This window comes from Micromonospora sp. A202 (assembly GCF_006715105.1).
GTDB lineage: Bacteria > Actinomycetota > Actinomycetes > Mycobacteriales > Micromonosporaceae > Micromonospora > Micromonospora zamorensis.
Genome location: NZ_VFMP01000001.1, coordinates 5,296,943 through 5,322,957, shown reverse-complemented (window position 1 = coordinate 5,322,957; position 26,015 = coordinate 5,296,943). Strand labels below are relative to the sequence as shown.

20 protein-coding genes, 2 tRNA genes and 3 rRNA genes are annotated in these 26,015 nt (G+C 67.7%); 17 read left to right on the top strand and 8 right to left on the bottom strand.

Translation table 11 applies throughout. The features are described 5' to 3' along the window. Positions 1–2 precede the first annotated feature (2 nt). Positions 3–344, bottom strand: coding sequence for a hypothetical protein (locus FBZ33_RS24520; RefSeq protein WP_141910826.1), 342 nt, complete (start codon positions 342–344; stop codon positions 3–5). Positions 345–484: 140 nt separating this feature from the next. Here FBZ33_RS24520 and FBZ33_RS24515 point away from each other — a divergent pair, with 140 nt between their 5' ends. Next, on the top strand, positions 485–1,030 hold the full coding sequence (locus tag FBZ33_RS24515) for a hypothetical protein (RefSeq protein ID WP_141910825.1): 546 nt from the start codon (positions 485–487) through the stop codon (positions 1,028–1,030). A gap of 187 nt (positions 1,031–1,217) precedes the next feature. Here the strand turns inward: FBZ33_RS24515 and FBZ33_RS24510 are convergent, their stop codons facing one another. Together FBZ33_RS24510 and FBZ33_RS24505 are read right to left on the bottom strand one after the other, a co-directional pair. After that, entirely contained in the window at positions 1,218–1,484 is a 267-nt protein-coding gene (locus FBZ33_RS24510; protein WP_141910824.1) for a hypothetical protein, read from the bottom strand. A gap of 95 nt (positions 1,485–1,579) precedes the next feature. After that, positions 1,580–3,724: a M14 family zinc carboxypeptidase gene (locus FBZ33_RS24505; protein WP_141910823.1), complete on the bottom strand. Its 2,145-nt coding sequence runs from the start codon at positions 3,722–3,724 to the stop codon at positions 1,580–1,582. A gap of 194 nt (positions 3,725–3,918) precedes the next feature. Here FBZ33_RS24505 and FBZ33_RS24500 point away from each other — a divergent pair, with 194 nt between their 5' ends. From FBZ33_RS24500 to FBZ33_RS24490, 3 genes are all read left to right on the top strand, one after another. Then, entirely contained in the window at positions 3,919–4,428 is a 510-nt protein-coding gene (locus FBZ33_RS24500) for a SigE family RNA polymerase sigma factor (RefSeq protein WP_088949757.1), read from the top strand. Continuing rightward, on the top strand, positions 4,425–5,267 hold the full coding sequence (locus FBZ33_RS24495; protein ID WP_141910822.1) for a hypothetical protein: 843 nt from the start codon (positions 4,425–4,427) through the stop codon (positions 5,265–5,267). The genes FBZ33_RS24500 and FBZ33_RS24495 overlap by 4 nt, the downstream gene beginning before the upstream one ends. 125 nt (positions 5,268–5,392) lie before the next feature. Beyond that, positions 5,393–5,890, top strand: a complete 498-nt coding sequence (locus FBZ33_RS24490; protein ID WP_099847958.1) for a GNAT family N-acetyltransferase — start codon at positions 5,393–5,395, stop codon at positions 5,888–5,890. 31 nt (positions 5,891–5,921) lie between these two features. On the opposite strand, the gene FBZ33_RS24485 is transcribed toward FBZ33_RS24490, so the two are convergent. After that, a complete protein-coding gene (locus tag FBZ33_RS24485; RefSeq protein WP_141910821.1) occupies positions 5,922–6,332 on the bottom strand; it encodes a hypothetical protein in 411 nt (136 codons plus the stop codon). A 99-nt stretch (positions 6,333–6,431) separates the two neighbouring features. Then, positions 6,432–6,505 (bottom strand) — tRNA-Gly (locus FBZ33_RS24480). A 323-nt stretch (positions 6,506–6,828) separates the two neighbouring features. Here FBZ33_RS24480 and FBZ33_RS24475 point away from each other — a divergent pair. From FBZ33_RS24475 to FBZ33_RS24445, 6 genes are all read left to right on the top strand, one after another. Continuing rightward, a tRNA-Pro gene (locus FBZ33_RS24475) sits at positions 6,829–6,902 on the top strand. Between the two features lie 138 nt (positions 6,903–7,040). After that, positions 7,041–8,381: a trigger factor gene (gene tig / locus FBZ33_RS24470; RefSeq protein ID WP_099847954.1), complete on the top strand. Its 1,341-nt coding sequence runs from the start codon at positions 7,041–7,043 to the stop codon at positions 8,379–8,381. A 196-nt stretch (positions 8,382–8,577) separates the two neighbouring features. Then, the gene (locus FBZ33_RS24465) at positions 8,578–9,219 is read left to right on the top strand and encodes an ATP-dependent Clp protease proteolytic subunit (RefSeq protein ID WP_088949752.1); all 642 of its coding nucleotides are present in this window, start codon (positions 8,578–8,580) and stop codon (positions 9,217–9,219) included. Positions 9,220–9,229: 10 nt separating this feature from the next. Continuing rightward, complete coding sequence (locus FBZ33_RS24460; RefSeq protein ID WP_088949751.1) at positions 9,230–9,892, top strand: ATP-dependent Clp protease proteolytic subunit; 663 nt, start codon at positions 9,230–9,232, stop codon at positions 9,890–9,892. 209 nt (positions 9,893–10,101) lie between these two features. Continuing rightward, complete coding sequence (clpX, locus tag FBZ33_RS24455) at positions 10,102–11,397, top strand: ATP-dependent Clp protease ATP-binding subunit ClpX (RefSeq protein WP_088949750.1); 1,296 nt, start codon at positions 10,102–10,104, stop codon at positions 11,395–11,397. 301 nt (positions 11,398–11,698) lie between these two features. Then, positions 11,699–12,496, top strand: coding sequence for a carbon-nitrogen hydrolase family protein (locus FBZ33_RS24445; protein WP_141910820.1), 798 nt, complete (start codon positions 11,699–11,701; stop codon positions 12,494–12,496). Between the two features lie 18 nt (positions 12,497–12,514). Here FBZ33_RS24445 and FBZ33_RS24440 read toward each other — a convergent pair whose 3' ends face one another. After that, positions 12,515–12,739, bottom strand: coding sequence for a hypothetical protein (locus tag FBZ33_RS24440; RefSeq protein ID WP_088949748.1), 225 nt, complete (start codon positions 12,737–12,739; stop codon positions 12,515–12,517). 634 nt (positions 12,740–13,373) lie between these two features. Here FBZ33_RS24440 and FBZ33_RS24435 point away from each other — a divergent pair. The 3 genes from FBZ33_RS24435 (at position 13,374) to rrf (ending at position 18,593) form a co-directional block, all read left to right on the top strand. Next, a 16S ribosomal RNA gene (locus FBZ33_RS24435) occupies positions 13,374–14,890 on the top strand. A gap of 383 nt (positions 14,891–15,273) precedes the next feature. Further along, positions 15,274–18,385: ribosomal RNA gene (locus FBZ33_RS24430) — 23S ribosomal RNA — on the top strand. 91 nt (positions 18,386–18,476) lie between these two features. Beyond that, positions 18,477–18,593: ribosomal RNA gene (gene rrf / locus FBZ33_RS24425) — 5S ribosomal RNA — on the top strand. The 16S, 23S and 5S rRNA genes sit together here, the layout of an rRNA operon. A gap of 130 nt (positions 18,594–18,723) precedes the next feature. Here rrf and FBZ33_RS24420 read toward each other — a convergent pair. Then, positions 18,724–19,410, bottom strand: coding sequence for a hypothetical protein (locus FBZ33_RS24420; RefSeq protein ID WP_099856636.1), 687 nt, complete (start codon positions 19,408–19,410; stop codon positions 18,724–18,726). A 69-nt stretch (positions 19,411–19,479) separates the two neighbouring features. Here FBZ33_RS24420 and FBZ33_RS24415 point away from each other — a divergent pair, with 69 nt between their 5' ends. The 3 genes from FBZ33_RS24415 to FBZ33_RS24405 are packed head-to-tail and all read left to right on the top strand — an operon-like array spanning position 19,480 to position 23,926. Continuing rightward, positions 19,480–22,098, top strand: a complete 2,619-nt coding sequence (locus FBZ33_RS24415; protein WP_088949746.1) for a valine--tRNA ligase — start codon at positions 19,480–19,482, stop codon at positions 22,096–22,098. After that, the gene (locus FBZ33_RS24410; RefSeq protein WP_088949745.1) at positions 22,095–23,429 is read left to right on the top strand and encodes a folylpolyglutamate synthase/dihydrofolate synthase family protein; all 1,335 of its coding nucleotides are present in this window, start codon (positions 22,095–22,097) and stop codon (positions 23,427–23,429) included. Before FBZ33_RS24415 ends, FBZ33_RS24410 begins: the two co-directional genes overlap by 4 nt. Next, entirely contained in the window at positions 23,426–23,926 is a 501-nt protein-coding gene (locus tag FBZ33_RS24405) for a DUF4233 domain-containing protein (RefSeq protein WP_141910819.1), read from the top strand. Before FBZ33_RS24410 ends, FBZ33_RS24405 begins: the two co-directional genes overlap by 4 nt. A 41-nt stretch (positions 23,927–23,967) precedes the next feature. Here the strand turns inward: FBZ33_RS24405 and FBZ33_RS24400 are convergent, their stop codons facing one another. Beyond that, on the bottom strand, positions 23,968–25,434 hold the full coding sequence (locus FBZ33_RS24400; RefSeq protein WP_141910818.1) for a VOC family protein: 1,467 nt from the start codon (positions 25,432–25,434) through the stop codon (positions 23,968–23,970). A gap of 142 nt (positions 25,435–25,576) precedes the next feature. On the opposite strand from FBZ33_RS24400, the gene ndk reads away from it, so the two are divergent. Continuing rightward, positions 25,577–26,002: a nucleoside-diphosphate kinase gene (gene ndk, locus FBZ33_RS24395; RefSeq protein ID WP_141910817.1), complete on the top strand. Its 426-nt coding sequence runs from the start codon at positions 25,577–25,579 to the stop codon at positions 26,000–26,002. Positions 26,003–26,015 lie beyond the last annotated feature (13 nt).

The window sequence follows — 26,015 nt, the reverse complement described above, 5'->3', positions numbered from 1 at the left end:
GGTCAGCGCGGCGAGCGGGGCAACTCCTCGCGGGGCACCCAGTTTCGGCGGACGACAACCATCCGGGCTTCCGCCTCGGCCAGATCCTCGTCGGTGGGCCGGGCGGCGTCCCGGGCCCGCAGCGCGGCGCTCAGGCCCACCTGGGACGAGCCGGAGCCGACCAGCCCCCGCAGCCCCCGCTCGCCGTCGCGCTCGTCGCCACCCGGGCCTCGGCGGCGCGGCGGTGGGTCGTCACCGTCATGCACCCCGGGGGTGCTGACCGTCGGGCTGTCGGCACTGCGCCCGGCCGGCTCCGAGTCGGGGTGGTGGCGTAGCCGTCGCCGTCGTCGGTCGGGGTCACCCATCAGCCGACCGTACCCTGCCCGGGGTGGGATTCGACACTGTCGCGTCGGCCGGCGTCTCGGGCGGGGTCGGCGACCGGTTTGCCGGCTGGCTACCCTCGGAATGAGGCGGTGTTGTTGCCGTCGGTCAGGGGGAGGACAAGATGGCAGACCAGACGCAGCCGTGGGCGGAGCGGACCGTGGAGGTGCCACCGCAGGCCGGCGTCGGGGTGCCGCCGCAGCGCGACGGGTTCCGCCGGGGTGTGGCCCCGGTGGGCCAGCCCCGCATCCCGCGGACCGAGCCGTTCCCGGTGGTGGAGCAGGAGCCGACCGGCACCGGTTGGCCCGGCGAGCCGGTCCCGCGCCGGTCGCTGAGCTCGCGGATGTCGCAGCTCCGGCGTGGCGGTGAGTGGAGCGCGGCGGCCGGGCTGTTCGCGTTCGTCTGCTGGGGGATCTGGGCGCTCTCCGGCCAGGGTGACCTGAGCGGTCCGCTGCTGGTGCTGGTGCTCAGCCTGCTGGTGGCGGTCGGCCTGTTCGCCTTGTTCCGGTTGGTCGGCCGGGTGGTGCTGGAGCGGCAGCTCGGTCGGGTCCGGCGCGGCGCTCGCGGCGCCCACCTGGCGACGGCGGTGTTCCTCGTCGGCCTCGGCGTGGCCTGGCTCCAGCAGACCGAGTGGGTCGTCTCGGCCTGGAACTGGATCTCCTCGAACTGATCGCGGGCGCGTACGGGCGGGTCGGCTCTGCGCCGCCCGCCCGTACGCCCGGTCGCGGCACGCCGCGACGCCGGTCGTCTCCCCACCAGGCAAGGCTGCTGCTTACCCGGCCGGCCACGGTTCATCCGTGGCCGGCCGGTTCGACTGGTGCCCCGTTCGGGGCGGCTCGATCCGCTGGTTGTGGCGGTCAGTGGGTGCCGCCGTGCCCCTCGGCGTCGGCGCGGGGCGAGGCGACCCGGGCGGCTGGGTCCTCGACGCCGGGCTCGCCGCCGTCAGGGGCCACCATCCCGTCGTAGTTGTAGAGCGGCTGGCCGTCGTCGTGCTGCTTGGTGGTCTTGATGTAGCGGTGCATCATGCCGTCGATCTCCAGCTCGACGAGGGCTTCGCCGCCGGTGTCGTGGGTGCTGCCGTCGCGGGGGCCGCCAATCAGGTGGGCCGTGGTGTTCGTGTCCATGAACAAGCCCTACCCGCGAGCCGCTGGGGGGAAACGGATGAAATGTCGGTGGGCGGTGCCGTGCCCGGCGCGTGGGCACGGCACCGCCCGGGAGATCAGGCGGCGGGCTGGGCCGCCGCGTAGTCGCGGGCCACCCGGACCATTTCCACCAGTCCGCCGGCGTACTCCTGGGATTCGCCGTGTGCCTCGTCGAACGGCGGCTGGAAGCCGACGCCCTCCCACTGGTTGGTCGCCGGGTTCCACCGGTCGTTGCCGACCTCGAAGTCCCAGGCGAAGATGCCCAGCTCGTAGTAGAGCTGGTCCGCCGAGTTGCCGGCGGCGGAGTAGAGCACGTCGGCGACCGGCCCGGTCTGCGACGGCCAGGTGACGGTGCCGCGTTCCTGCGCGATGGCGCCGACGATCCGCCGGGCGCTGTTGAGGAACAGCGTCGACTCGTCGATCGACGGTCGCGGCAGGGTGACCCGGCCGTCGGCCCGGTACGCCCCCGGCGGCCACATGAAGTACCCGCCGTAGGAGTGCACGTTCATCGCGAACTTGATGTTCGAGTGGGCCTTGGCGAGCGCGATCACGTTGCTGCTCTCCGCCTCGGACAGCTCGGCGGTGCCCGCGTAGGTGCCGGAGAGGCAGTTGGCGCTGGCGCCCACGTAGCCGTCGAAGTACGACCCGACGGTGTAGTTGCGGTTGATGTCGACGCCCCACGAGGTGCGGTACTTCGGGTCGCGGGCCGCCCCGGTGCAGTGGTTGACCAGGTTCTTGCGCTGCATGTTGAAGTCGTTGAACGAGTAGTTCGCGCCGTCCGGGTTGACCGTCGGGATGACGAAGATGTCGACCTGCTCCAGCAGCTCGCGGGTGGCCCGGTCGGTCCGGGCGTTGGCCAGCATCCGCTCGGCGAACTCCAGCGTCACCAGCGGCGTGGCCCACTCCCGGGCGTGTTCCTGGGAGTAGGCGAGCACGCCGACCCGGGAGCCGTCACGGTGTACGCCGAGGCGCAGCGCCTGCACCGTCCACGGCCGCGCCGGCACCTCGGTGCCCTGCAACCCGTCGTCGAGCCGGGCCGGACCGGCGACCGGCATGGGCAGCCCGGTCGAGCCGTCCTCGACGGTGGCCCGGAAGCGGTTCGGTTGGCGGGCGTTGATCGCCGCGGCGACCTCGTCGGTGGTGCTCACCGCCTTGCCGGCGGTGTCGGTGGCCAGCGACACGGTCAGCACGCGATCGCGGTAACGGACGGTCAGCGGTCGGTTCCGCCGGCCCGGGTCGACCGTCCGCACCTGCACGCCGTTCATGCCCTGGTCGCCGAAGCGGACCGACTCGACCACCACAGCCGCCACGGCCGGGTCACCCAGGTACGCGACGGCGTTGCGCCGGTATCCCTGGGTCTTGTTCGGCAGGTCGATGACGTCCACCAGATCCCGGTACTGGCGGGCCAGCCGCTTGATCCGAGCCTGGATGTCGGTCGGCGTCAGGTACGCGTCGATGAAGTCCTTCTGGTAACCGGCCGGCAGGGGCGGCGGGGTGGCGTTGGGCCAGAACGTCGGCGTGATCACGCGGCTGGCCCCGCCGAGGCTGGAGCTGGCGGTCAACTGGACCGGCCGGTTCGGCACCGGCTGGGGAAGGTTGTAGTGGTACTGGTACTCGCCGGAGTCCTCGAACCGGTACAGCGGGAACGACCCGGTGGCGCCGTCCGCCGTTCGCCAACTGACGGTGATCTCGACGTCCGGGTCGTCGGTGGCGGTGGTGGCCACCTGGGCCTGGAGGAACGTCTGGCCGCTCGTGGTCCACCAGTACGCCTGCTGCACCTGGAGGGTGTCCACGGCCGCGGCGGCGGTGGTCCGCTGGCCGTCGGCCGGAGCGCGCAGCCCGGCGGCGGTGCGGGCCTGCGCCGCGCGAACGCTCTCGGCATGGTGCCGGCTGCCGTCCCCGGCACGCTGCACGACCTGTACGGCCTTCGCACCCTGGGCGGTCAGCTCGGCGAGCTGCGTGCCGCTGAGCACGAGGTCGGCGAGGATCCGCCCGTCCCGCGCCCGGGGCCGGTTGGCGAGGTCCGCGCCGGTGGCGACGAGCCGGTCGAGCTGTGCCTGGTCACGTAGCTGCACCCGGACCAGGGCGGTCTCGGTGGCGCTCAGGGTGATCGGTGGTGCGGGATCGGCGGGTGCCGCGGTTCCCGGAGCGGGGTGGGACAGCACTGCGCTGAACAGGATCGCTGTGGTGGCGGCAGCTGTCCACCGTCGTCGGACGATCATGTGCCCTCCTGACGGACATCGATGTACCTGGCCCTTACACCAGTGCATAGATCGACACCTGTCAAGGTGATGCGGCATCGGTTGTAGCCTCCGGACGTCGTTCGGCGTTGATCGGGTGACATGTCCGCGAGTTCGGAGCAACCCGGCGGGCCAGACCCCGCGTGACTACCTCGAAACGGGGATCGGAGGCCTGAATGAGCGATCGCGACAAGGCGTTCGCCGAGTACTTCGCGGCACGGTCCGGTGCCATGCGCGGCACCGCGTACCTGCTGTGCGGCGACTGGCACCGCGCCGAAGACCTGGTCCAGACCGCGTTCGTCAAGCTCTACCGGGTCTGGAACCGGATCTCCCGGCACGAGGTGCTCGACAGCTACGTGCGCCAGATCCTGATCCGGACATTCCTCGACGAGCGCCGTCGCGGCTGGTGGCGGCGTGAACGGGTGGGTGGCGAGGACACCGACCAGGTGGCCCCGCCCGACTCGGCGGAGAGCCGACTGGTGCTGCTCCAGGCGCTGGCCCGCGTGGCACCGCGCCAGCGGGCCGTGCTGGTTCTGCGCTACTGGGAGGACCTGTCCGTCGAGGATGTCGCGGCGCTGCTGGAGTGTTCTCCAGGGACGGTGAAGAGCCAGGCGGCACGCGGGCTCGACACGTTGCGCGGCCTCCTGGCACCCACGTACAGCGGGATCGAGATGGGGGAGCGATGAACGAGGAACAGTTGCGCGAGGGCCTGCGCAGCGAGATGGCGGGCATTACCCCGCCACCACCATTGAGTACGGGAGCAGCGCTCGGCGCGGCCCGGCGGACGCACTTCCGCCGCCGAGCGGTGTGGGCGTCCCTCGCATCGGCGGCTGTCGTGCTGGCGGTCGCCGGCTTCGCGGCCGTCACCACTCCGGACGGCCGCCTCTACCAGCCGGCGGGCAACGGGCCACTGGCATCTCCGGACGCGTCGGGGGACACCAAGCAGGCGTGGCCGACCGGGCCCGACGGTCGACCGCAGGAGGACCGGACCGCGCGAGCCGGGTCCAAGCACGACCAGGGAGTTCACCTGCTCAACGAGGCTGTCTCGGTCATACCCTCCGGCTACACCACGCCGGAGGACCCGCCGAGCCAGTCCGCTGAGGAGCGGACGCTGCGGACCCACCAGGCGCAGTTCGAGGACAAGGTGAACGGCGTCGACGTGTGGAGCTACTCGTCCTCCGTGGCCGTGGCCCAGGGCAAGGGCACCGGGCGCGTGATCGTCGAGGTGCACGACGCCGGCAACCCGATGCCGACCGAGCCGTGCGCCCTGGCCCGGAACTTCTGGGGCATGCAGGGCGAGTGCCAGGTCGAGACGGTGGGAGCGGCGCAGGTCGGCGTGGTGGTCCGGCCGGGCAGCGACGAGCGGCTCGACCAGTGGTCGGCGTACCGGCACCCGGATGGCGTGGTGGTCTTCGTGGCGCAGGGCGTGACGCTCGACGAGAGTCGGCCGGCGTTGACGAAGCTGCCGTTCTCCGTGCCGCAGCTGGCGGCCCTCGCCGTCGACGAACGGTTCCACCTGAAGTGACACGGCAACTCGGCTGAGCCGAGTGGGTCCAGGTGCCGCGACCGTGTGGCTCACCTGGGCCTGGCTGTGCGTCAAGGCCCGCCGCCGGGATCATCCGGTGTCGTGCGGTTGTAGCGTCAGCGCCCATGAGCTGGCTGCCCGACGATTTCGTCCACCCCGTCCACGTGCCCGTGCCCGGCACCACGCTTCACCTGCGGCCGATCCGGGAGGCGGACACGGCGCTCGACTACCCCGCGGTGATGGGCTCCCGGGAGCGCCTGTGGGAGATCTTCGGTCCGGCCTGGGCGTGGCCGAACGAGAAGATGACCTACGAAGAGGACCGCATCGACCTGCTGCGACACGAGGTCGAGATCGCCGCGCACCAGTCGTTCAACTACGCGCTGCTGGACGCGGACGAGACGGCGATCCTGGGCTGCGTCTACGTCGATCCGCCCGAGCGCACCGGCTCGGACGGCGAGGTTTCCTGGTGGGTGGTGGACGACCTCGTCGGCGGCGAGGCGGAGCGCGCACTCGACGCGCTGGTGCCGCAGTGGATCGCCGCGGACTGGCCCTTCCGGCAGCCCCGTTATCTGGGCCGCGACATCGCCTGGCAGGACTGGCTCGCGTTGCCGCGCGCCTCGTGACGCGTACGGGGTGATCCGGGGCGCGCCGGCCTCACCGGCGCGCCGTTAGGGGCACGAGGACGGCGAGGGCGACGCCAAGCGTGCTGGCGCCGACGGCCCACCACCAGAAGAACCCCGAGAAGACCGAGGCGATCAGGAGTCCCACGCCGAGGCCGGCCAGCAGGCCGAGTGCGAACAGGGCCCGTGGGGGCAGGGCGAGGTGCGGCAGGCGTCGTACCACGAGCACCTCCAGCCAGGTGCCGCCCACCGTCAGCAGCGCCGCGCCGACCACGTCCACGGCCGTCAGTCCATGACCTTCGCCGAGGGCGACGAGGACCCTGCCCTCGTCGCCCGCCGGGACGAAGAGGACGAGCACGCCGGCGACGACGAGCAGAGCGGCAAGAACGACCTGCCTGCGCGGAGCGCCCTCACCCTTGTGCGACATCGCCACAGTCTCGGCCATCCGCCACCGGTCGCGCAGGAGCCGTATCGGCGGACATCGAACGCCTGGGGTACGGGCCGGTGAGCGGTGAGGTGGGCTCTGGCCTGGGCCGGAGGCTGGTGGAGCGGGCGACGGGAATCGAACCCGCGTAGTCAGTTTGGAAGACTGAAGCTCTACCATTGAGCTACGCCCGCGTGCACCCACCTGAGTGGGTCGCGCCGACAGCGTACCCAATGGCTGTGCCCGGCGCGTAGCCACGCCACCGCCCGACGGTGCCGCATCGTCCCGGCGCCGCGTGGCAGCCCGAAGATCCGCACAACATCAGGGATGTTGTGGTCTCCGCACGCCCTGAGGCCACTACAACCCGGAAGTTGTGCGGATCTTGGGCGACGGCCGGGCGGCGGGCACGTCCGTGCTCGGCAGAGTGGGCGATTCGGCGGGTTTGGGGGATGTGTCCGGGTGGGGGATGCCCCGGCACCGCCTGAGGCGCGGCGACGGCATAGACTGCTCGTCGCCACGGGGTGTGGCGCAGCTTGGTAGCGCACTCGCTTTGGGAGCGAGGGGCCGTGGGTTCAAATCCCGCCACCCCGACTGTCGTCCGCGGCCGGGCCGCCCCGGGTGCCGCCCAGTGCGGTCCCCGGGCGATGCCGGAGCGTCAGGCCGGCTCGCCTACACTCGATGGGCTGAATCACGCCCAGACTCAACTGAGATCCGTCAAGGAGTACGCCTGTGAAGAGCACCGTCGAGACTCTGAGCCCGACGCGCGTGCGGCTCGCCATCGAGGTGCCGTTCGTCGAGCTCGAGCCGAGCCTCAAGAAGGCGTACCGGGAGATCGGTTCGCAGGTCCAGGTCCCGGGCTTCCGCCGGGGCAAGGTGCCGACCGCGGTGATCGACCAGCGGGTGGGCCGGGGCACCGTCCTCAACGAGGCGGTCCAGGAAGCCATCCCGGAGAACATCCTCGCCGCCGTGCGTGAGCACGACCTCAAGACGCTGGGGCGCCCCGAGGTCGAGATCACCGAGTTCAACGACGGTGACTCGCTGAACTTCACCGCCGAGGTCGACGTCCGGCCCGAGATCACCATCCCGGACACGAGCACCATCGAGGTGACCGTCGACGAGCTGCAGATCGACGACAGCGAGATCGACGAGCAGGTGAAGAACCTGCGCGAGCGCTTCGCGACCCTCAAGACCGTCGAGCGGGCCGCCGCCGAGGGTGACTTCGTCCAGATCGACCTGAACGCCACCGTCGACGGCGAGGACGTGCCGGGCGGCCAGGCGAGCAACATCTCCCACGAGGTGGGCAGCAAGCAGCTCCTGCCGGGCCTGGACGAGGCAGTGGTCGGCCTCTCCGCCGGTGAGGAAACCACCTTCACCACGCAGCTGGTCGGCGGCGACTTCGCCGGTCGCGACGCCGACGTGGCGGTGACCGTTCGCACGGTCAAGGAGAAGGAGCTGCCCGAGCTGAATGACGAGTTCGCCCAGATGGCGAGCGAGTTCGACACCATCGAGGAGCTGCGCGGCGACCTGCGGGCGCGGGTCACCCAGGGCAAGCAGGTCGAGCAGATCTACGCCGCTCGGGACAAGGCCCTGGCGCAGCTCGTCGAGGCCGCCGAGATCCCGGCCCCGGAGGGTGTCGTCCGCGAGGAGGTCGAGAGCCGCAAGCAGGCGATGGTCGACCAGCTCGAGCGGATCGGCGCCTCCATGGAGGAATACCTCGCGGCCGAGGACAAGACCGAGGAGCAGATCGACGCCGAGCTGACCGAGGCGGCGACCGAGGGCGTCAAGGTCCAGCTCCTGCTGGACACGCTGGCCGACGCCGAGGACGTCCAGGTCTCCGACGACGAGTTCGGTCACGAGATCGTGCACCGGGCGCAGCGCGCCGGGATGGCTCCCCAGCAGTACTACGACCAGCTGGTGCGCTCCGGCGCGGCCGCTGCGGTCTTCGGCGACGTGCGGCGGGGCAAGGCGCTCGCCGCTGTCATGGAGCGCATCACGATCAAGGACGAGGCCGGCAACCCCGTCAGCCTCGACGCGCTGCGCGCCGCCAACGAGGCCGAGCACAACCACTGATCGTCGGGTGCGGCCGCCGTCCGCCGCTGCGCGGTGGATGGCGGCCGTTTCCCTTTCCGGGGTACGGCCCGGAAGCCCGCGCCGCGGGTACGCCCGACACAGCTGCGCTGAGAGCGAACAGTGCCCCGACCGGGACTCTGCCGCCCCGCACAGCGGTTAGTGTCGGGAAAGACGGTACGGAGAGCGAAGGGCTGCCATGACCGACATGCACATCCCCAAGAAGTCGCTCCGGGCGATTGAAGCGCGCGGTGGCGACTCCATTGGCAACCTCGACGACTCGGTCTACAACCGGTTGCTCAAGGAGCGCATCATCTTCCTGGGCAGTGAGGTGACCGACCAGGTCGCCAACCGCATCTGCGCGCAGCTGCTGCTGCTCGCCGCGGAGGACCCGGACCGCGACATCAACCTGTGGATCAACTCGCCGGGTGGCTCGGTCTACTCCGGCATGGCGATCTACGACACCATGCAGTTCATCGACAACGACGTGTCGACCGTGGCGATGGGCATGGCTGCCTCGATGGGTCAGCTGCTGCTCTGCGCGGGCACCAAGGGCAAGCGCTACGCCCTGCCCCACGCCCGGATCATGATGCACCAGCCGTCCGGTGGCCTGGGCGGCACGGCGTCCGACATCGCCATCCAGGCGGAGCAGATGCTCTACACGAAGCGGATGTTCCAGGAGCGGGTCGCGCACCACACCGGCCAAGACCAGTCGCAGATCGAGGCGGACTCGGACCGGGACCGTTGGTTCACCGCCCAGGAGGCCATGGACTACGGCTTCATCGACAAGGTGATCATCGGGGCCGCACAGGTTCCGGATGGCGCCGGGACCCTGAGCTGAGGAGCTGACGATGACCGATCTGAGCCTGCCGCCCCAGTTCGCGGCCGTGCACAACCGCTACGTGCTGCCGTCGTTCGTCGAGCGCACGTCGTACGGGGTCAAGGAGTCGAACCCGTACAACAAGCTCTTCGAGGACCGGATCATCTTCCTCGGTGTCCAGGTGGACGACGCGTCGGCCAACGACGTGATGGCCCAGCTGCTGACGCTCGAGGGCACCGATCCGGACCGCGACATCATCATGTACATCAACTCGCCGGGTGGCTCGTTCACCGCGATGACGGCGATCTACGACACCATGCAGTACGTCCGTCCGGACATCCAGACGGTCTGCCTCGGCCAGGCCGCCAGCGCGGCTGCGGTGCTGCTGTCCGCGGGCACCGCCGGTAAGCGGATGGCTCTTCCGAACTCGCGGATCATCATCCACCAGCCGGCCACCGAGGGCGGCTACGGGCAGGGCTCGGACATCGAGATCCAGGCCCGGGAGATCCTGCGGATGCGTACGCAGCTGGAGGACATGCTGTCCCGCCACTGCAACCGCCCGATCGAGCAGGTTCGCAAGGACATCGACCGTGACAAGATCATGACGGCCGAGGAGTCCAAGGAGTACGGGCTGGTCGACACGATCCTGACCAGCCGCAAGAAGGGCTTGCTGGCCGCCCAGGCCGCTAGCTGAGCAGTACCGGGTCAGAGGTTGGCCGGGGCTTTCGTTCCCGGCCGACCTCTGACACACCCGTTTTGGGGGTCGGAGAATGCCCCGCCAGCGGGTAACGTCGGGTCCGTACCGCTTCGCCGGTCGATCGGCGGGGCGAACCAAGCCGGACGGCGCGCAGCGTCCGCAGGTCAGGGCCGGGTCTCCGGCCGATGAGTGCAGGGAGAACGTAGGTGGCACGGATCGGTGACGGCGGCGACCTACTGAAATGCTCCTTCTGCGGCAAGTCGCAGAAGCAGGTCAAGAAGCTCATCGCGGGCCCAGGGGTCTACATCTGCGACGAGTGCATCGATCTCTGTAACGAGATCATCGAAGAGGAGCTGGCCGAGTCCGGCGAGGTGAAGTGGGAAGAGCTTCCCAAGCCGATGGAGATCTGCCAGTTCCTCGACAACTACGTCGTGGGGCAGGATCAGGCCAAGAAGGCGCTCGCGGTCGCGGTCTACAACCACTACAAGCGGATCCAGGCCGAGGCGGCCAACGCGCCAGGCTCCGGCAATGATGCCGTCGAGCTGGCGAAGTCCAACATCCTGCTGCTCGGTCCGACGGGGTGCGGCAAGACCCACCTGGCACAGACCCTCGCCCGGATGTTGAACGTCCCGTTCGCCATCGCCGACGCCACGGCGCTGACCGAGGCGGGTTACGTCGGCGAGGACGTGGAAAACATCCTCCTCAAGCTGATCCAGGCCGCGGACTACGACATCAAGCGCGCCGAGACCGGCATCATCTACATCGACGAGGTCGACAAGATCGCCCGCAAGTCGGAGAATCCGTCGATCACGCGCGACGTCTCCGGCGAGGGCGTGCAGCAGGCTCTGCTCAAGATGCTCGAGGGCACGGTGGCGAACGTCCCGCCGCAGGGTGGTCGTAAGCACCCGCACCAGGAGTTCATCCAGATCGACACCACCAACGTGCTGTTCATCTGTGGCGGTGCGTTCGCCGGCCTGGATCAGATCATCGAGTCCCGCACCGGGCAGGGCGGCACCGGCTTCGGTGCCCGGCTCCGGTCGGTGTCCGATCGGTCGACCGACGACATCTTCAGCCAGGTCATGCCGGAAGACATGCTCAAGTTCGGGTTGATCCCCGAGTTCGTGGGCCGGCTGCCGGTGATCACCAACGTGCGCAGCCTTGACCGCAGCGCCCTGGTTCGCATCCTCACCGAGCCGCGCAACGCGCTGGTCCGGCAATACCAGCGCCTGTTCGAGCTGGACGGGGTCGAGCTGGAGTTCGACGAGCCGGCACTGGAGGCGATCGCCGATCAGGCGATGCTGCGGGGCACCGGTGCCCGTGGTCTGCGCGCCATCATCGAGGAGGTTCTGCTCTCCGCGATGTTCGAGGTGCCCAGCAACCCCGACGCCGCCCGGGTGTTGATCACCCGCGAGGTGGTCCTGGAAAACGTCAACCCGACGATCGTTCCGCGCGAGTTCACCGGGCGCCGTGCCCGGCGGGACCGCGAGGAGAAGTCGGCCTGATCCTCCCCGTGTCACGCCGGCCGCTCAGTCCTGACGCGGCCGGCGTGATCGCGTTCGGCGATCCCGTTCGCCCGACCGGGGGACCGCCACCATCATCAGCCGGGCCGCTTCGCCGCTGTCGTCACGCTTACCGCGGCTGGGTCCGACGGGAAGCGTTCCGTCGCGCCGACTCGATCGCCCTGTCCACGGTGTCGCGGCTCCCCAGCGTCCCGCTGCCGGTCGTACAGGTGCTGTCGGTGCCCTGGCCCCCGACCGCCGCTGACGCTGTCCACGCCGGCACCTCCCGCCGTACCCTGTGGTCATGCGTGTCGCCGTCTGCCAGCTGAACGCCCGGGACGACCGCAAGGCCAACCTGGCCGCCGCCGAGGTCCTGCTGGAACGCGCCGCCGCCGGCGGCGCGGACCTTGCCGTCCTGCCGGAGTACGTCGACTACCTCGGCCCCGCTGCCGGACTGCCGGAGCCGGAGCCGGTGGACGGGGAGGTCGGCAGCTTCTTCGCCGGGATCGCCCGACGGCTCGGCATCTGGGTGGTGGCCGGCTCGTTCCACGAGGCCGGTCCGGACCCGGAGCACACCTGGAACACGTCGCTGGTCTTCGACCGCACCGGCGCCCTGGCAGCGAGCTACCGCAAGATCCATCTGTACGACGTGGAGATCCCCGGTCGGGTCTCCTACCTGGAGTCCGCGAGCGTGGCGCCGGGTGTGCAACCGGTGGTGGTGGACGTCGAGGGCCTGCGGGTCGGCCTGTCGATCTGCTACGACCTGCGCTTCCCGGAGCTTTACCGGCTGCTCGCCACCGATGGCGGCGCACAACTGCTGGTGGTCCCCGCAGCGTTCATGATGCACACCGGGCGGGACCACTGGGAGGTCCTGCTGCGGGCCCGGGCAATCGAGAACCAGTGCTTCGTGGCGGCGGCTGGCCAGACCGGCGACCACGAGCCAGGTCGCACCTGCTTCGGGCGCAGCATGGTGGTCGACCCGTGGGGGACGGTCCTCGCCCAGGTGCCGGACGGCCCGGGTGTGTCCGTCGTCGACCTGGACCTCGACCGCCTTGCCGCGATCCGGGCCGAGCTGCCCAGCCTGGCCAACCGCCGGCTCTGATGCCAGGCCCTGGCAGTCTCAGCCTTCCAACAGAACGCCGATCACCGCGAACCCGGCGATGGCCGCGGCGGTGACCAGCAGCGCCGTGGTCATCCGGGATTTGCCCCGTCGGGCCAGCCGTCCCACCGAGAGCACCAGGACGACCAGCACGACTGCACCGATCACCACCTGCCAGAACGGCAGGAGGAGGCCCAGTAGTGCCTCCTCGGCGAACACCCTGGTGCCCAGCCCGGACTCATCCATGTCTGACACTCTGGCACGTCGGGACAGCCCGCGTCCCGAGGCTGCGCCGGGTGCCGTCGCGCCCCGGTCGGTCGAACCAGTGATGAACCCTGATTTGCCTTCTCCGGGCCGTCCGCGTAACTTTCTCTCTGCACGGGGAACGCCGGACAAACCGGCGGAGAACGGGCACCGGGCTCGTGGCGGGAACGCCGAGCGAGACCGAGGATCGGGCGGTGCGAAACACTCCGGATACGGGGTTGCGAACGCGAAGCCGACCGGGTAGAGTTTTGAAGCCGGCAGGAGCCGGGCGGAGAGCCGCGAAGCGGCGATCGGCCGGTCTGCGGCTTCCCACGACAGTAACGACCGCCGGTCACGGCGTGCGTCATCGTGGATCCGGACGAACCAAGTTGATCGCCTCGGATACGAGGTTGACAACCAAAGTTCGACCAAGTATGTTTGAGGGGTTGCCCCGAGACGGGGTTCCACTGAGGTGGGGCTTCTGGTCGGTGTGTGGTTGTTCTTTGAGAACTCAACAGGGTGCTTGTAAAGCCAGTGCCAATTATGATTTATACCCCGGACTGGCCAGTTTTTGCTGGCTGGTTGGGATTCCTTTGGCAACATTTGTTTGTTGTCAGGATGCTGTTCAACTAATTTTTTGTTGGAGAGTTTGATCCTGGCTCAGGACGAACGCTGGCGGCGTGCTTAACACATGCAAGTCGAGCGGAAAGGCCCTTCGGGGTACTCGAGCGGCGAACGGGTGAGTAACACGTGAGCAACCTGCCCCAAGCTTTGGGATAACCCTCGGAAACGGGGGCTAATACCGAATAGGACTTCCGGCCGCATGGCTGGGGGTGGAAAGTTTTTCGGCTTGGGATGGGCTCGCGGCCTATCAGCTTGTTGGTGGGGTGATGGCCTACCAAGGCGACGACGGGTAGCCGGCCTGAGAGGGCGACCGGCCACACTGGGACTGAGACACGGCCCAGACTCCTACGGGAGGCAGCAGTGGGGAATATTGCACAATGGGCGGAAGCCTGATGCAGCGACGCCGCGTGAGGGATGACGGCCTTCGGGTTGTAAACCTCTTTCAGCAGGGACGAAGCGAGAGTGACGGTACCTGCAGAAGAAGCACCGGCCAACTACGTGCCAGCAGCCGCGGTAAGACGTAGGGTGCGAGCGTTGTCCGGATTTATTGGGCGTAAAGAGCTCGTAGGCGGCTTGTCGCGTCGACCGTGAAAACTTGGGGCTCAACCCCAAGCCTGCGGTCGATACGGGCAGGCTAGAGTTCGGTAGGGGAGACTGGAATTCCTGGTGTAGCGGTGAAATGCGCAGATATCAGGAGGAACACCGGTGGCGAAGGCGGGTCTCTGGGCCGATACTGACGCTGAGGAGCGAAAGCGTGGGGAGCGAACAGGATTAGATACCCTGGTAGTCCACGCTGTAAACGTTGGGCGCTAGGTGTGGGGGACCTCTCCGGTTTCCTGTGCCGCAGCTAACGCATTAAGCGCCCCGCCTGGGGAGTACGGCCGCAAGGCTAAAACTCAAAGGAATTGACGGGGGCCCGCACAAGCGGCGGAGCATGCGGATTAATTCGATGCAACGCGAAGAACCTTACCTGGGTTTGACATGGCCGCAAAACTCACAGAGATGTGAGGTCCTTCGGGGGCGGTCACAGGTGGTGCATGGCTGTCGTCAGCTCGTGTCGTGAGATGTTGGGTTAAGTCCCGCAACGAGCGCAACCCTCGTTCGATGTTGCCAGCGCGTTATGGCGGGGACTCATCGAAGACTGCCGGGGTCAACTCGGAGGAAGGTGGGGATGACGTCAAGTCATCATGCCCCTTATGTCCAGGGCTTCACGCATGCTACAATGGCCGGTACAATGGGCTGCGATACCGCGAGGTGGAGCGAATCCCAAAAAGCCGGTCTCAGTTCGGATCGGGGTCTGCAACTCGACCCCGTGAAGTCGGAGTCGCTAGTAATCGCAGATCAGCAACGCTGCGGTGAATACGTTCCCGGGCCTTGTACACACCGCCCGTCACGTCACGAAAGTCGGCAACACCCGAAGCCGGTGGCCCAACCCCTTGTGGGAGGGAGCCGTCGAAGGTGGGGCTGGCGATTGGGACGAAGTCGTAACAAGGTAGCCGTACCGGAAGGTGCGGCTGGATCACCTCCTTTCTAAGGAGCACCTTCCGACGAAAGTCGGTAAGGAGCCCGCACCGCCCGTCTGTGGTGGTGGGGTGCTCAGATGGCGGAGACACTGGCAAGTTTTTCCTCGGCAACGGCCGGGTTCCTTCTAGTACAGCTGCTTTCGGGTGGTGGGAACGAAGTCCCTGGTGCGGCTGAGAAGAAATGTGAGCACCCTGTTGGGTCCTGAAGGAACAACCATGTGGTTGTTGTTTCAGAGACTTGGCCAGCCCTCCGGTGTGGGGGCTGGGAGTCTGCCAGGCATGGCCTGGCCCCACATACCGCTGGTCGTTGGACTGGGTTTGGTGTGGGGCGGATCGGGTTGTGGGTTGGTCGTTTGTTGAGAATTGCACAGTGGACGCGAGCATCTTTGTGGTCAAGTTGTCAAGGGCGAACGGTGAATGCCTTGGCACCAGGAGCCGATGAAGGACGTGGGAGGCCGCGATAGGCCTGGGGGAGCTGTCAACCAAGCTGTGATCCCAGGGTGTCCGAATGGGGAAACCTGGCACCAGTCATGTGGTGTCACCCACACCTGAACACATAGGGTGTGTGGAGGGAACGCGGGGAAGTGAAACATCTCAGTACCCGTAGGAAGAGAAAACAATTTAGTGATTCCGTGAGTAGTGGCGAGCGAAAGCGGATCGAGGCTAAACCGGCTGCGTGTGATACCTGTCAGGGGTTGCGTGGTCGGGGTTGTGGGACCCTGCTGAACAAGCTGACACTTGTTCGAGAAGTTACAAAGTTAGTGGCTAGTCGAACAGTCTGGAATGGCTGACCGTAGACGGTGAAAGTCCGGTAGGTGAAAGTTGCTGACCTTCTGTGGGTGTTCCCGAGTAGCGGCGGACCCCTGAAATCTGCCGTGAATCTGCCAGGACCACCTGGTAAGCCTAAATACTTCCTGGTGACCGATAGCGGACAAGTACCGTGAGGGAATGGTGAAAAGTACCCCGGGAGGGGAGTGAAATAGTACCTGAAACCGTTCGCCTACAATCCGTCGGAGCCTTGCGGGGTGACGGCGTGCCTTTTGAAGAATGAGCCTGCGAGTTAGTGGCATGTGGCGAGGTTAACCCGTGTGGGGGAGCCGTAGCGAAAGCGAGTCTGAATAGGGCGATTCAGTCGCGTGTCCTAGACCCGAAGCGGAGTGATCTAGCCATGGGCAGGCTGAAGCGCGGGTAAGACCGCGTGGAGGGCCGAACCCACCAATGTTGAAAAATTGGGGGATGACCTGTGGTTAGGGGTGAAAGGCCAATCAAACTCCGTGATAGCTGGTTCTCCCCGAAATGCATTTAGGTGCAGCGTCGCGTGTTTCTTGCCGGAGGTAGAGCACTGGATGGTCTAGGGGGCCCACAAGCTTACCGAAATCAGCCAAACTCCGAATGCCGGTAAGTGAGAGCGCGGCAGTGAGACTGCGGGGGATAAGCTTCGTAGTCGAGAGGGAAACAGCCCAGATCACCAGCTAAGGCCCCTAAGCGTGTGCTAAGTGGAAAAGGATGTGGGGTCGCATAGACAACCAGGAGGTTGGCTTAGAAGCAGCCACCCTTTAAAGAGTGCGTAATAGCTCACTGGTCAAGTGGTTCCGCGCCGACAATGTAGCGGGGCTCAAGCACACCGCCGAAGCTGTGGCATTCACATTTTAACCTCGCTTGGACTTGATTCCTTGTGCAGGTGTGTGGATGGGTAGGGGAGCGTCGTGCCGCGAGTGAAGCAGCGGGGTGACCCAGTTGTGGACGCGGCACGAGTGAGAATGCAGGCATGAGTAGCGAAAGAAGGGTGAGAAACCCTTCCGCCGGATGACCAAGGGTTCCAGGGCCAGGCTAATCCGCCCTGGGTGAGTCGGGACCTAAGGCGAGGCCGAGAGGCGTAGTCGATGGACAACGGGTTGATATTCCCGTACCCGCGAAAGAGCGTCCCTGATGAACCTCGTTGTGCTAACCACCTGAACTGACTGATGTCTTCGGACGGATGTTGGGGAGGCTGGGAACCTGATGGGTAGTAGTCAAGCGATGGGGTGACGCAGGAAGGTAGCTGAGCCCGGCCGGTGGTTGTGCCGGGGTAAGCGTGTAGGCCGTGTTGTAGGCAAATCCGCAACACATTTAAGGCTGAGACGTGATGCCGAGCCGATTCAGGTGAAGTCAGTGATCCTATGCTGCCGAGAAAAGCCTCTAGCGAGTTCTTAGCGGCCCGTACCCCAAACCGACACAGGTGGTCAGGTAGAGAATACCGAGGCGATCGGGCGAACTGTGGTTAAGGAACTCGGCAAATTGCCCCCGTAACTTAGGGAGAAGGGGGGCCGGAGACGTGAAGCCCCGCGCGGGTGGAGCGTTGTATGGCCGCAGAGAGCAGGGGGAAGCGACTGTTTACTAAAAACACAGGTCCATGCGAAGAAGTAATTCGATGTATATGGACTGACGCCTGCCCGGTGCTGGAACGTTAAGGGGACCTGTTAGCTCTTCGGGGCGAAGCGGAGAACTTAAGCGCCAGTAAACGGCGGTGGTAACTATAACCATCCTAAGGTAGCGAAATTCCTTGTCGGGTAAGTTCCGACCTGCACGAATGGCGTAACGACTTCCCCACTGTCTCAACCACAGGCCCGGCGAAATTGCAGTACGAGTAAAGATGCTCGTTACGCGCGGCAGGACGGAAAGACCCCGGGACCTTTACTATAGCTTGACATTGGTACTCGAATTAGTTTGTGTAGGATAGGTGGGAGCCGGTGAAGTCCATACGCCAGTATGGGTGGAGGCAATCTTGAAATACCACTCTGGTTGATTTGGGTATCTAACTTCGGACCGTTATCCGGTTCAGGGACAGTGTCTGGTGGGTAGTTTAACTGGGGCGGTTGCCTCCTAAAAGGTAACGGAGGCGCCCAAAGGTTCCCTCAGCCTGGTTGGCAATCAGGTGTTGAGTGCAAGTACACAAGGGAGCTTGACTGTGAGACTGACAGGTCGAGCAGGGACGAAAGTCGGGACTAGTGATCCGGCACTTGCGAGTGGAAGCGGTGTCGCTCAACGGATAAAAGGTACCCCGGGGATAACAGGCTGATCTTCCCCAAGAGTCCATATCGACGGGATGGTTTGGCACCTCGATGTCGGCTCGTCGCATCCTGGGGCTGTAGCAGGTCCCAAGGGTTGGGCTGTTCGCCCATTAAAGCGGTACGCGAGCTGGGTTTAGAACGTCGTGAGACAGTTCGGTCCCTATCCGCCGTGCGCGTAGGATACTTGAGAAGGGCTGTCCCTAGTACGAGAGGACCGGGACGGACGAACCTCTGGTGTGCCAGTTGTCCTGCCAAGGGCACGGCTGGTTAGCTACGTTCGGAAGGGATAACCGCTGAAAGCATCTAAGCGGGAAGCCTGCTTCAAGATGAGGTATCCCACCCCACTTTGTGGGGGTAAGGCCCCCAGCTAGACGACTGGGTTGATAGGCCGGAAATGTAAGCCCGGTAACGGGTTCAGTTGACCGGTACTAATAGGCCGAGGACTTGACTACTAAGCTGCTACGCGTCCACTGTGCAACTCTCGATAAACGAACAACAGACCACACATGTTGGTGTTGGTGTTGTTTGACATGTCGATAGAGTTACGGCGGTCATGGCGGAGGGGAAACGCCCGGTTACATTCCGAACCCGGAAGCTAAGCCCTCCAGCGCCGATGGTACTGCACTCGTGAGGGTGTGGGAGAGTAGGACGCCGCCGGACAATCTTTCCAGAAAGGGTCACCCGTATCGGGTGGCCCTTTCTGCGTTTCCCCAGAAGACCGTGGTATGGTATCCGCGGCCACTCCATAGCCCGATATCAGGAAAACCGATGGGGTGGCCGGTGGGCCGCGTCAGCCCCGGGTCTGCATGCCGTTGCGGAGGTTACGCAGCAGGCCGCCGGCGTCGCCGACCGACCGTCCCGGGAACATCGCCATCACCACGCTGCCGTGGTCGGCCCAGCCGCAGACCGCGAAGTCGCCGCCCTCGCCGCTGGTGCTGCCGCACTTCATCACGCCGCCCAGGTCACCGGCGGGCACCTCGCGGAGGCCGCTCACCGCACCGGTCTCATCCGACATGAGGCGGAAGAGACTGTCCAGGTCCCGTTCCGGCTGCCACAGCAGCGTGGTGCCTCCGAAGATGAGGACCGAGCGCTTGTCGTCGGCCGGGTCCCGGTAGACGGTGCCGAAGCTGCGGTCCAGTTCGATGTCCGCCGCCAGGCCGCTGCGCAGGTAGTCGGCGGTGCTCTTCGCCCGTTCACTGTCGTCGCGGGTCAGACCCGCCACCTGGTCCGGCGACGTCAGTTGGGTGTCCTTCTGCTGCGCGATCCGCCACCCACCGACACCCAGCACCCCGGCGCCGGCGAGGCCGACCACCAGGGCGGCAGTCCAAGCGATCTTGCGCCGGCGGGACCAGCCACCCGACCGCTCGTCCGGGTCGCCACCGGAGTCGCGGGTGCTCAGCTGGATCGGTTCTTCGGTCAGCTCGACCGGCTCGCGACCGCCGTCGAGCGAACGCTCGGTGAGATGTGCGTCGGACATAGCCGACACCGTACGCGAACCACAGGTGGCGCACGTCAGGTCTGCGGAAGCCCTCCGTAGACTTGTCAGGTGACCGAGAGACTGGATGCCCACCGCCCCGCAGCCCCGACCCTTGCCGGCCAGTACCAGCCCGGCGAGGTAGAGCAGCGACGGTACGAGCAGTGGGTAGCCGACGGGCACTTCCGGGCGTCCGCCGACAGCGACAAGCCCCCCTTCACGATCGTCATCCCGCCGCCGAACGTCACCGGCTCGCTGCACATGGGCCACGCGTTCGAGCACACGCTGATGGACGCCTTGACCCGGCGTAAGCGGATGCAGGGCTTCGAGGCGCTGTGGCTGCCCGGCATGGACCACGCTGGCATCGCCACCCAGAACCTGGTGGAGCGCCAGCTCGCCGCCGAGGGCCTGTCCCGGCACGACCTCGGCCGGGAAAAGTTCGTCGAGCGGGTCTGGCAGTGGAAGGCCGAGTCCGGTGGGGCGATCCTCGGGCAGATGCGGCGTCTCGGCGACTCCGTCGACTGGGACCGTGAGCGCTTCACCATGGACGAGGGGCTGACCCGCGCCGTCCAGACGATCTTCAAGAAGCTCTTCGACGAGGGGCTCATCTACCGGGCCAACCGGATCATCAACTGGTGCCCACGCTGCCTCACCGCCCTCTCCGACATCGAGGTCGAGCACACCGACGACGACGGTGAGCTGATCTCGATCCGCTACAGCGACGAGGTCGTGGTGGCCACCACCCGGGCCGAGACGATGCTGGGCGACACCGCCGTGGCGGTGCACCCGGACGACGAGCGCTACCAGCACCTGATCGGCACCGAGGTCGAGCTGCCGCTCACCGGCCGTCGCATCCCGATCGTCGCCGACGCGCACGTCGACCCGTCGTTCGGCACCGGCATGGTCAAGGTGACCCCGGCACACGACCCCAACGACTTCGAGATCGGCCAGCGCCACGACCTGCCCGCGCTCACCGTGATGGACGAGCGTGGGGTGATCACCGTGCCCGGCCCGTTCGAGGGGCTGGACCGGTTCGAGGCGCGGCCCGCGATCGTGGCCGCACTGCGCGAGCAGGGCCGGATCGTCGCCGAGAAGCGGCCGTACGTGCACGCGGTCGGGCACTGCTCGCGGTGCAAGACGACAGTCGAGCCGCGGCTGTCGCTGCAGTGGTTCGTCAACACCGCCCCGCTGGCCCAGGCCGCCGGTGACGCGGTGCGCGACGGTCGGGTGCGCATCGAGCCGGCCGAGCTGTCCAAGCGCTACTTCGCCTGGGTAGACAACATGCACGACTGGTGCATCTCCCGCCAGCTCTGGTGGGGGCACCGGATCCCGGTCTGGTACGGCCCGCAGGGCGAGATCGTCTGCGTCGGCCCGGACGAGCAGCCGCCGACCGGCGACGGCTGGCGGCAGGACGAGGACGTCCTGGACACCTGGTTCTCCAGTGCGCTCTGGCCGTTCTCCACTCTCGGCTGGCCGGAGCAGACCCCGGACCTCGCCAAGTTCTACCCGACCAGCGTCCTGGTCACCGGCTACGACATCCTCTTCTTCTGGGTCGCCCGGATGATGATGTTCGGCCTGTACGCGATGGACGGCAAACAGCCGTTCGACGTGGTGGCCCTGCACGGCATGGTCCGCGACGAGCACGGCAAGAAGATGTCCAAGTCGTTCGGCAACGTCGTCGACCCGTTGGACTGGATCGACCGGTTCGGTGCCGACGCCACCCGGTTCACGCTGGCTCGTGGCGCCAACCCCGGGCAGGACGTCCCGGTCAGCGAGGAGTGGTGCCAGGGCTCGCGCAACTTCTGCAACAAGCTCTGGAACGCCACCCGCTTCGCCCTGATGAACGGTGCGCACACCACTGGCGACCTGCCGCCCGCCGAGCAGCTCTCCACCGTCGACCGGTGGATCCTGTCCCGGCTGGCGCACGTCACCGCCGAGGTCGACGAGCAGTTCGAGGCGTACGAGTTCGCCAAGGTGTGTGACCTGCTCTACCACTTCGCCTGGGACGACGTCTGCGACTGGTACGTCGAGCTGAGCAAGCCGGTGCTCGGTGAGGGCGGTGAGCGGGCCGAGGCGAGCCGCCGGGTGCTCGGGCACGTGCTGGACCAGCTGCTGCGGCTGCTGCACCCGGTCATCCCGTTCGTCACCGAGGAGCTGTGGCTCGCGCTGACCGGCGGCGAGACGGTGCAGAACGCCGCCTGGCCGGTGGCCGACCGTGCGCTGATCGACGACGCCGCCGAGGCCGAGCTGATCAGTGTGCAGCGGGTGGTCACCGAGATCCGCCGGTTCCGTTCCGACCAGGGGCTGCGCCCGACGCAGCGGGTGGCCGCCCGGCTGGACGGGCTGACCGGGGCGGGCATCGCCGCCCACGAGCCGCTGATCCGTTCGCTGGTCCGGCTGGACCCGGCCGGGGACGACTTCCAGGCCAGCGCCACGCTGGCCATGCCCGGCGCGGTCGGTGTCGCGTTGGACACCCGGGGGTCGATCGACCTGGCCGCCGAGCGGGCCCGGCTGACGAAGGACCGCGCCGCCGCCGAGAAGGAGGTCGCGCAGGCCCGGGCGAAGCTCGACAACCCCGCCTTCATCGGCAAGGCCCCCGAGCCGGTGGTCGCGAAGATCCGCGACCGGCTCGCCACCGCCGAGGCCGACCTGGTCCGGATCGACGCTGCTCTGGAGACACTTTCCTCGTGACCGACCGTACCGAATTCGCCGCTGTCGAGGCCGAGCTGAACGCTCGCGGCTTCACCCGCATGGTCTTCGAGCTGGACCGGATCGAGTCACTGCTCGACCTGCTCGGCAGCCCTCAGCGGGCCTACCCGGCGATCCACCTGACCGGCACCAACGGCAAGACCTCCACCGCGCGGATGATCGACTCGCTGTTGCGGGCGCACGGGCTGCACACCGGGCGGTACACCAGCCCGCACCTGGAGACCGTCCGGGAGCGGATCAGCCTGGACGGTGAGCCGGTCAGCGAGGAGCGGTTCACGTCGGTGTACCGGGAAATCAAGCCACTGGCCGAGCTGATCGACGCGCGGTCCGACGAGCCGTTGACGTACTTCGACATGACCACCGCGCTGGCGTTCGCCACGTTCGCCGACGCGCCGGTCGACATCGCGGTGGTCGAGGTGGGCCTCGGCGGTGCCGAGGACGCCACCAACGTCATCCAGGCGGGGGTCTGCGTGATCACCCCGATCGGCCTGGACCACACCGAGTGGCTCGGCGACACCATTCAGGACATCGCGCTGGCCAAGGCCGGCATCATCCACCCGGGCGCCACCGTCATCGCGGCAGCGCAGGACGAGGAGGCGGCAGGCCCCCTCCTCGATCGGTGCGCCGAGGTCGGGGCCACCATCGCGCGGGAGGGCGGCGAGTTCGGCGTACTGAGCCGGGCGGTCGCCGTCGGCGGCCAGGTGCTCAGCCTCCAGGGACTGGGCGGCGTCTACGACGACGTGTTCATTCCGCTGCACGGGGCCCACCAGGCACAGAACGCCGCTGTGGCGCTCGCCGCCGTGGAGGCGTTCCTGGGCGCCGGGAGTCGCCGGCAGCTCGACGTCGAGACGGTCCGGGAAGGCTTCTCCTCGACCAGCTCCCCGGGTCGGCTGGAGCGGGTGCGCAACGCCCCGACCATCCTGCTCGACGGTGCGCACAACCCGCACGGCATGGCCGCCACCGTCACCGCGCTCCAGGAGGAGTTCGCATTCAGCAAGTTGGTGGCGGTCGTCGGCGTCCTCGCCGACAAGGACGCGGAAGGGCTGTTGGAGCTGCTGGAGCCGGTAATCGATCAGCTGGTGGTCACCCGCAACAGCTCGCCACGGGCGATGCCCACAGACGACCTCGCCGCGCTGGCCGCCGAGATCTTCGGTGAGGAGCGGGTGTCGACGGCCGAGGAGATGCCGGACGCGATCGAGCTGGCGGTGGCGCTGGCAGAGGAGGACGTCCCCGGTGAGCTCAGCGGGGTCGGGGTGCTGGTTACCGGTTCGGTGGTGACGGTCGCCGACGCCCGCCGGCTGCTGAAGCGATGAGCGGCCCGGAGCGGGACCCGCACGTCACCGACGACCCCACCGACCAGGCCCCGGCCGGCTCGCCGGCTGATCGGGCCGCGGCCGGCGTCCCGGCTGGTCAGGCCGTACCCGGCTCGCCGGCCGATCGACCCGAGGATGAGCCCGTCGCCGGGCAGCCACGACGCTCCGGGTTGCGTAACCCGGAGGCGGCGGTACGCGGCCTGGGTGCGGGAACCCTCGGGTTGGAGGCGCTGGTGCTGTTGCTGGCGATCCAGCCGGTCCGGGTGGTCGGCGGTGACCTGAGCGGCGCCGCGATCGGTGTCGTGGTGGCACTGGCGGTGGCTGCCATCGTGCTCGCCGGCATGATGCGCCGCCCGTGGGCGTGGAATGCCGGCACCGTGCTCCAGGGACTGCTGATGCTGGGCGGTCTGCTGCACTGGTCGCTGCTCGGACTGGGCATCATCTTCGCCCTGGTCTGGGCGTACGCGCTGCACGTCCGCCGGGTCATCCTCGGCTGACGGCCGCCGTCAGCCGTCAGCCCGAGGCGCGACGGGACGGGTCAGGCGTCGGCGCGTTCACGCCACTGGGTGAGGGCGATGCCATGGCCGTCCGGGTCACGGAACGCCGCCGCCCACACCTCCAGCTTCGTGCCGCGGTTGACCACCCGGGGCGCGTACGTGAAGCGGACGCCCGACCCGCGTAGCCGCTCGTACGCCGCTTCGATGTCGTTCACCTCGAGGTTGACGTGCACCAGTCGGCGGCTGATCGGCGCCGCCCCGGTCACCTCGCGCAGGACGAGCCGGGTCGTGCCGGAGGCGAGGACGGCGTTGTGGGCGCCCTGGTCGACCTCGGTGAAGCCGAGCACGTCGCGGTAGAAGCCGAGCGAGCGGGACAGGTCGGTCACCAGCAGGGTGAGACCCACCCCGCTGATCGGCGCGGTCGGATCCGCGGCCGCGTCCGAGTCGAACCCGAAGATCGCCTGGTCCAACTCCTCGTCGGTGACCGTCTCGCGGCCCGCCCCGGCCGGGGTGGGGTCGTCCAGCGGGAGATCGAGGGGGTCCAGTGGGTCGGTCGCGCCCGGCCCGGAGCGTTGCGCGGGCGGCGGGTCGGCGCGTTGCGCCCTGGGCGGGTCGACGGGGTCAGCGGGGGGTGGGGTCGCCCGGTCGTCCTCCGGCAGGTCGAACCGGTTGGCGTCGGGCTCGTCGAAGCGCTCCTCCACGGGTGAGCGTGGCGCCGGGGTGGCCCGTCGGGGCAGCCCACCACTGGCCTGCTGCTCGACGAGGACGCCCTCCAACACCACCGGGCCGCCCGGGCTCTGGTGCATCACCACCGGCTCGCGCTCCTCGGGCACGACGCCCGGGTCGTCGCGCAGCGGATCGTCGTGCAGGGGGTCGGTGCGCAGGTGATCGCTGCGTACCGGGTCGGGGCCGAGCGGGTCGCGGAACGGGTCGCCGAGCGGGTCGCGGAGGTCGTCCCGGAAATCGTCGTCCGGCCCACGGTCGGCCCACGGCGGGGCGTCCTGCTGGATCAACACCTCGTCCACCGCGTCGACGTCGGCGAACTCCGGCGGGAGGTCGGCGACGGCGGCGGCCGTCTCGGCGTGGGTCGGCACCTCGTCCCAGAGGACCTTGACGTGCCGCTGGTCGTCGAGCGCGACCCGGATCGGCAGGGTCTGGCCCAGCGACGGCCACTTCGAGACCGGCACCCGTGGTTCGATGATCTTCTTGGATCGCGGTGGCAGGCCGGGGGCGTCGATCACCAGTTGGAGCTCGCAGCGGCCGAACGCGTACTGGGTGGGTGGTTCGGAGGCGCTGTGCACGTGCCCGACGCCGACCACCCAGGTGCGCCCGCCGCCGCGCACGGTCGCCAGCGCGATCGCCAGCACCAGCAGGGCGACGCCGAGGGCCACGATGGCCCAACTGGTCATGCCCAGCCCGAAGAGGACGACGAACGTGGCCACGGTGCCCAGCACCGTGCCGATCAGTTTGCGTACCGGCGCGATGGGCCGGCTCCCGCCATTCGCCACAGTGGACCTCCCGGGGGTCAGGGCCAGGCTAGGCCGGATCGGCCACCGGGGGAAAGACCGGCCGCCGCGCCGGCGCCGGGACCGGGTCGCTACGCTGACCGTACCGATCTCGAGCGTTCAACGCGTACAGGAGGAACCCAGCGTGTCCAGCAACAGCCCGGATGAGCGCAGCCTCGTTCTGATCAAGCCCGACGCGGTCCGCCGCGGCCTGGTCGGCGAGGTTCTCTCCCGCTTCGAGCGCAAGGGGCTGCGGATCGACGCGATGGCGCACCGGACGATGGACGCGGCGCTCGCCGACGAGCACTACGCCGAGCACGTCGACAAGGCGTTCTACCCGCCGCTGAAGGACTTCATGACCGGCGGTCCGCTGGTCGCCCTGGTCCTCTCCGGCGACCAGGTCATCGACGTGGTCCGCGGTCTGGTCGGCGCCACCGACGGGCGCAAGGCCGTCGCCGGCACCATCCGGGGTGACCTGTCGCTGTCCAACCGGGAGAACCTGGTGCACGCCTCCGACTCGACGGACAGCGCCAAGCGCGAGATCGCGCTCTGGTTCCCCGAGCTCGGCTGACCAGGGGTCGTCG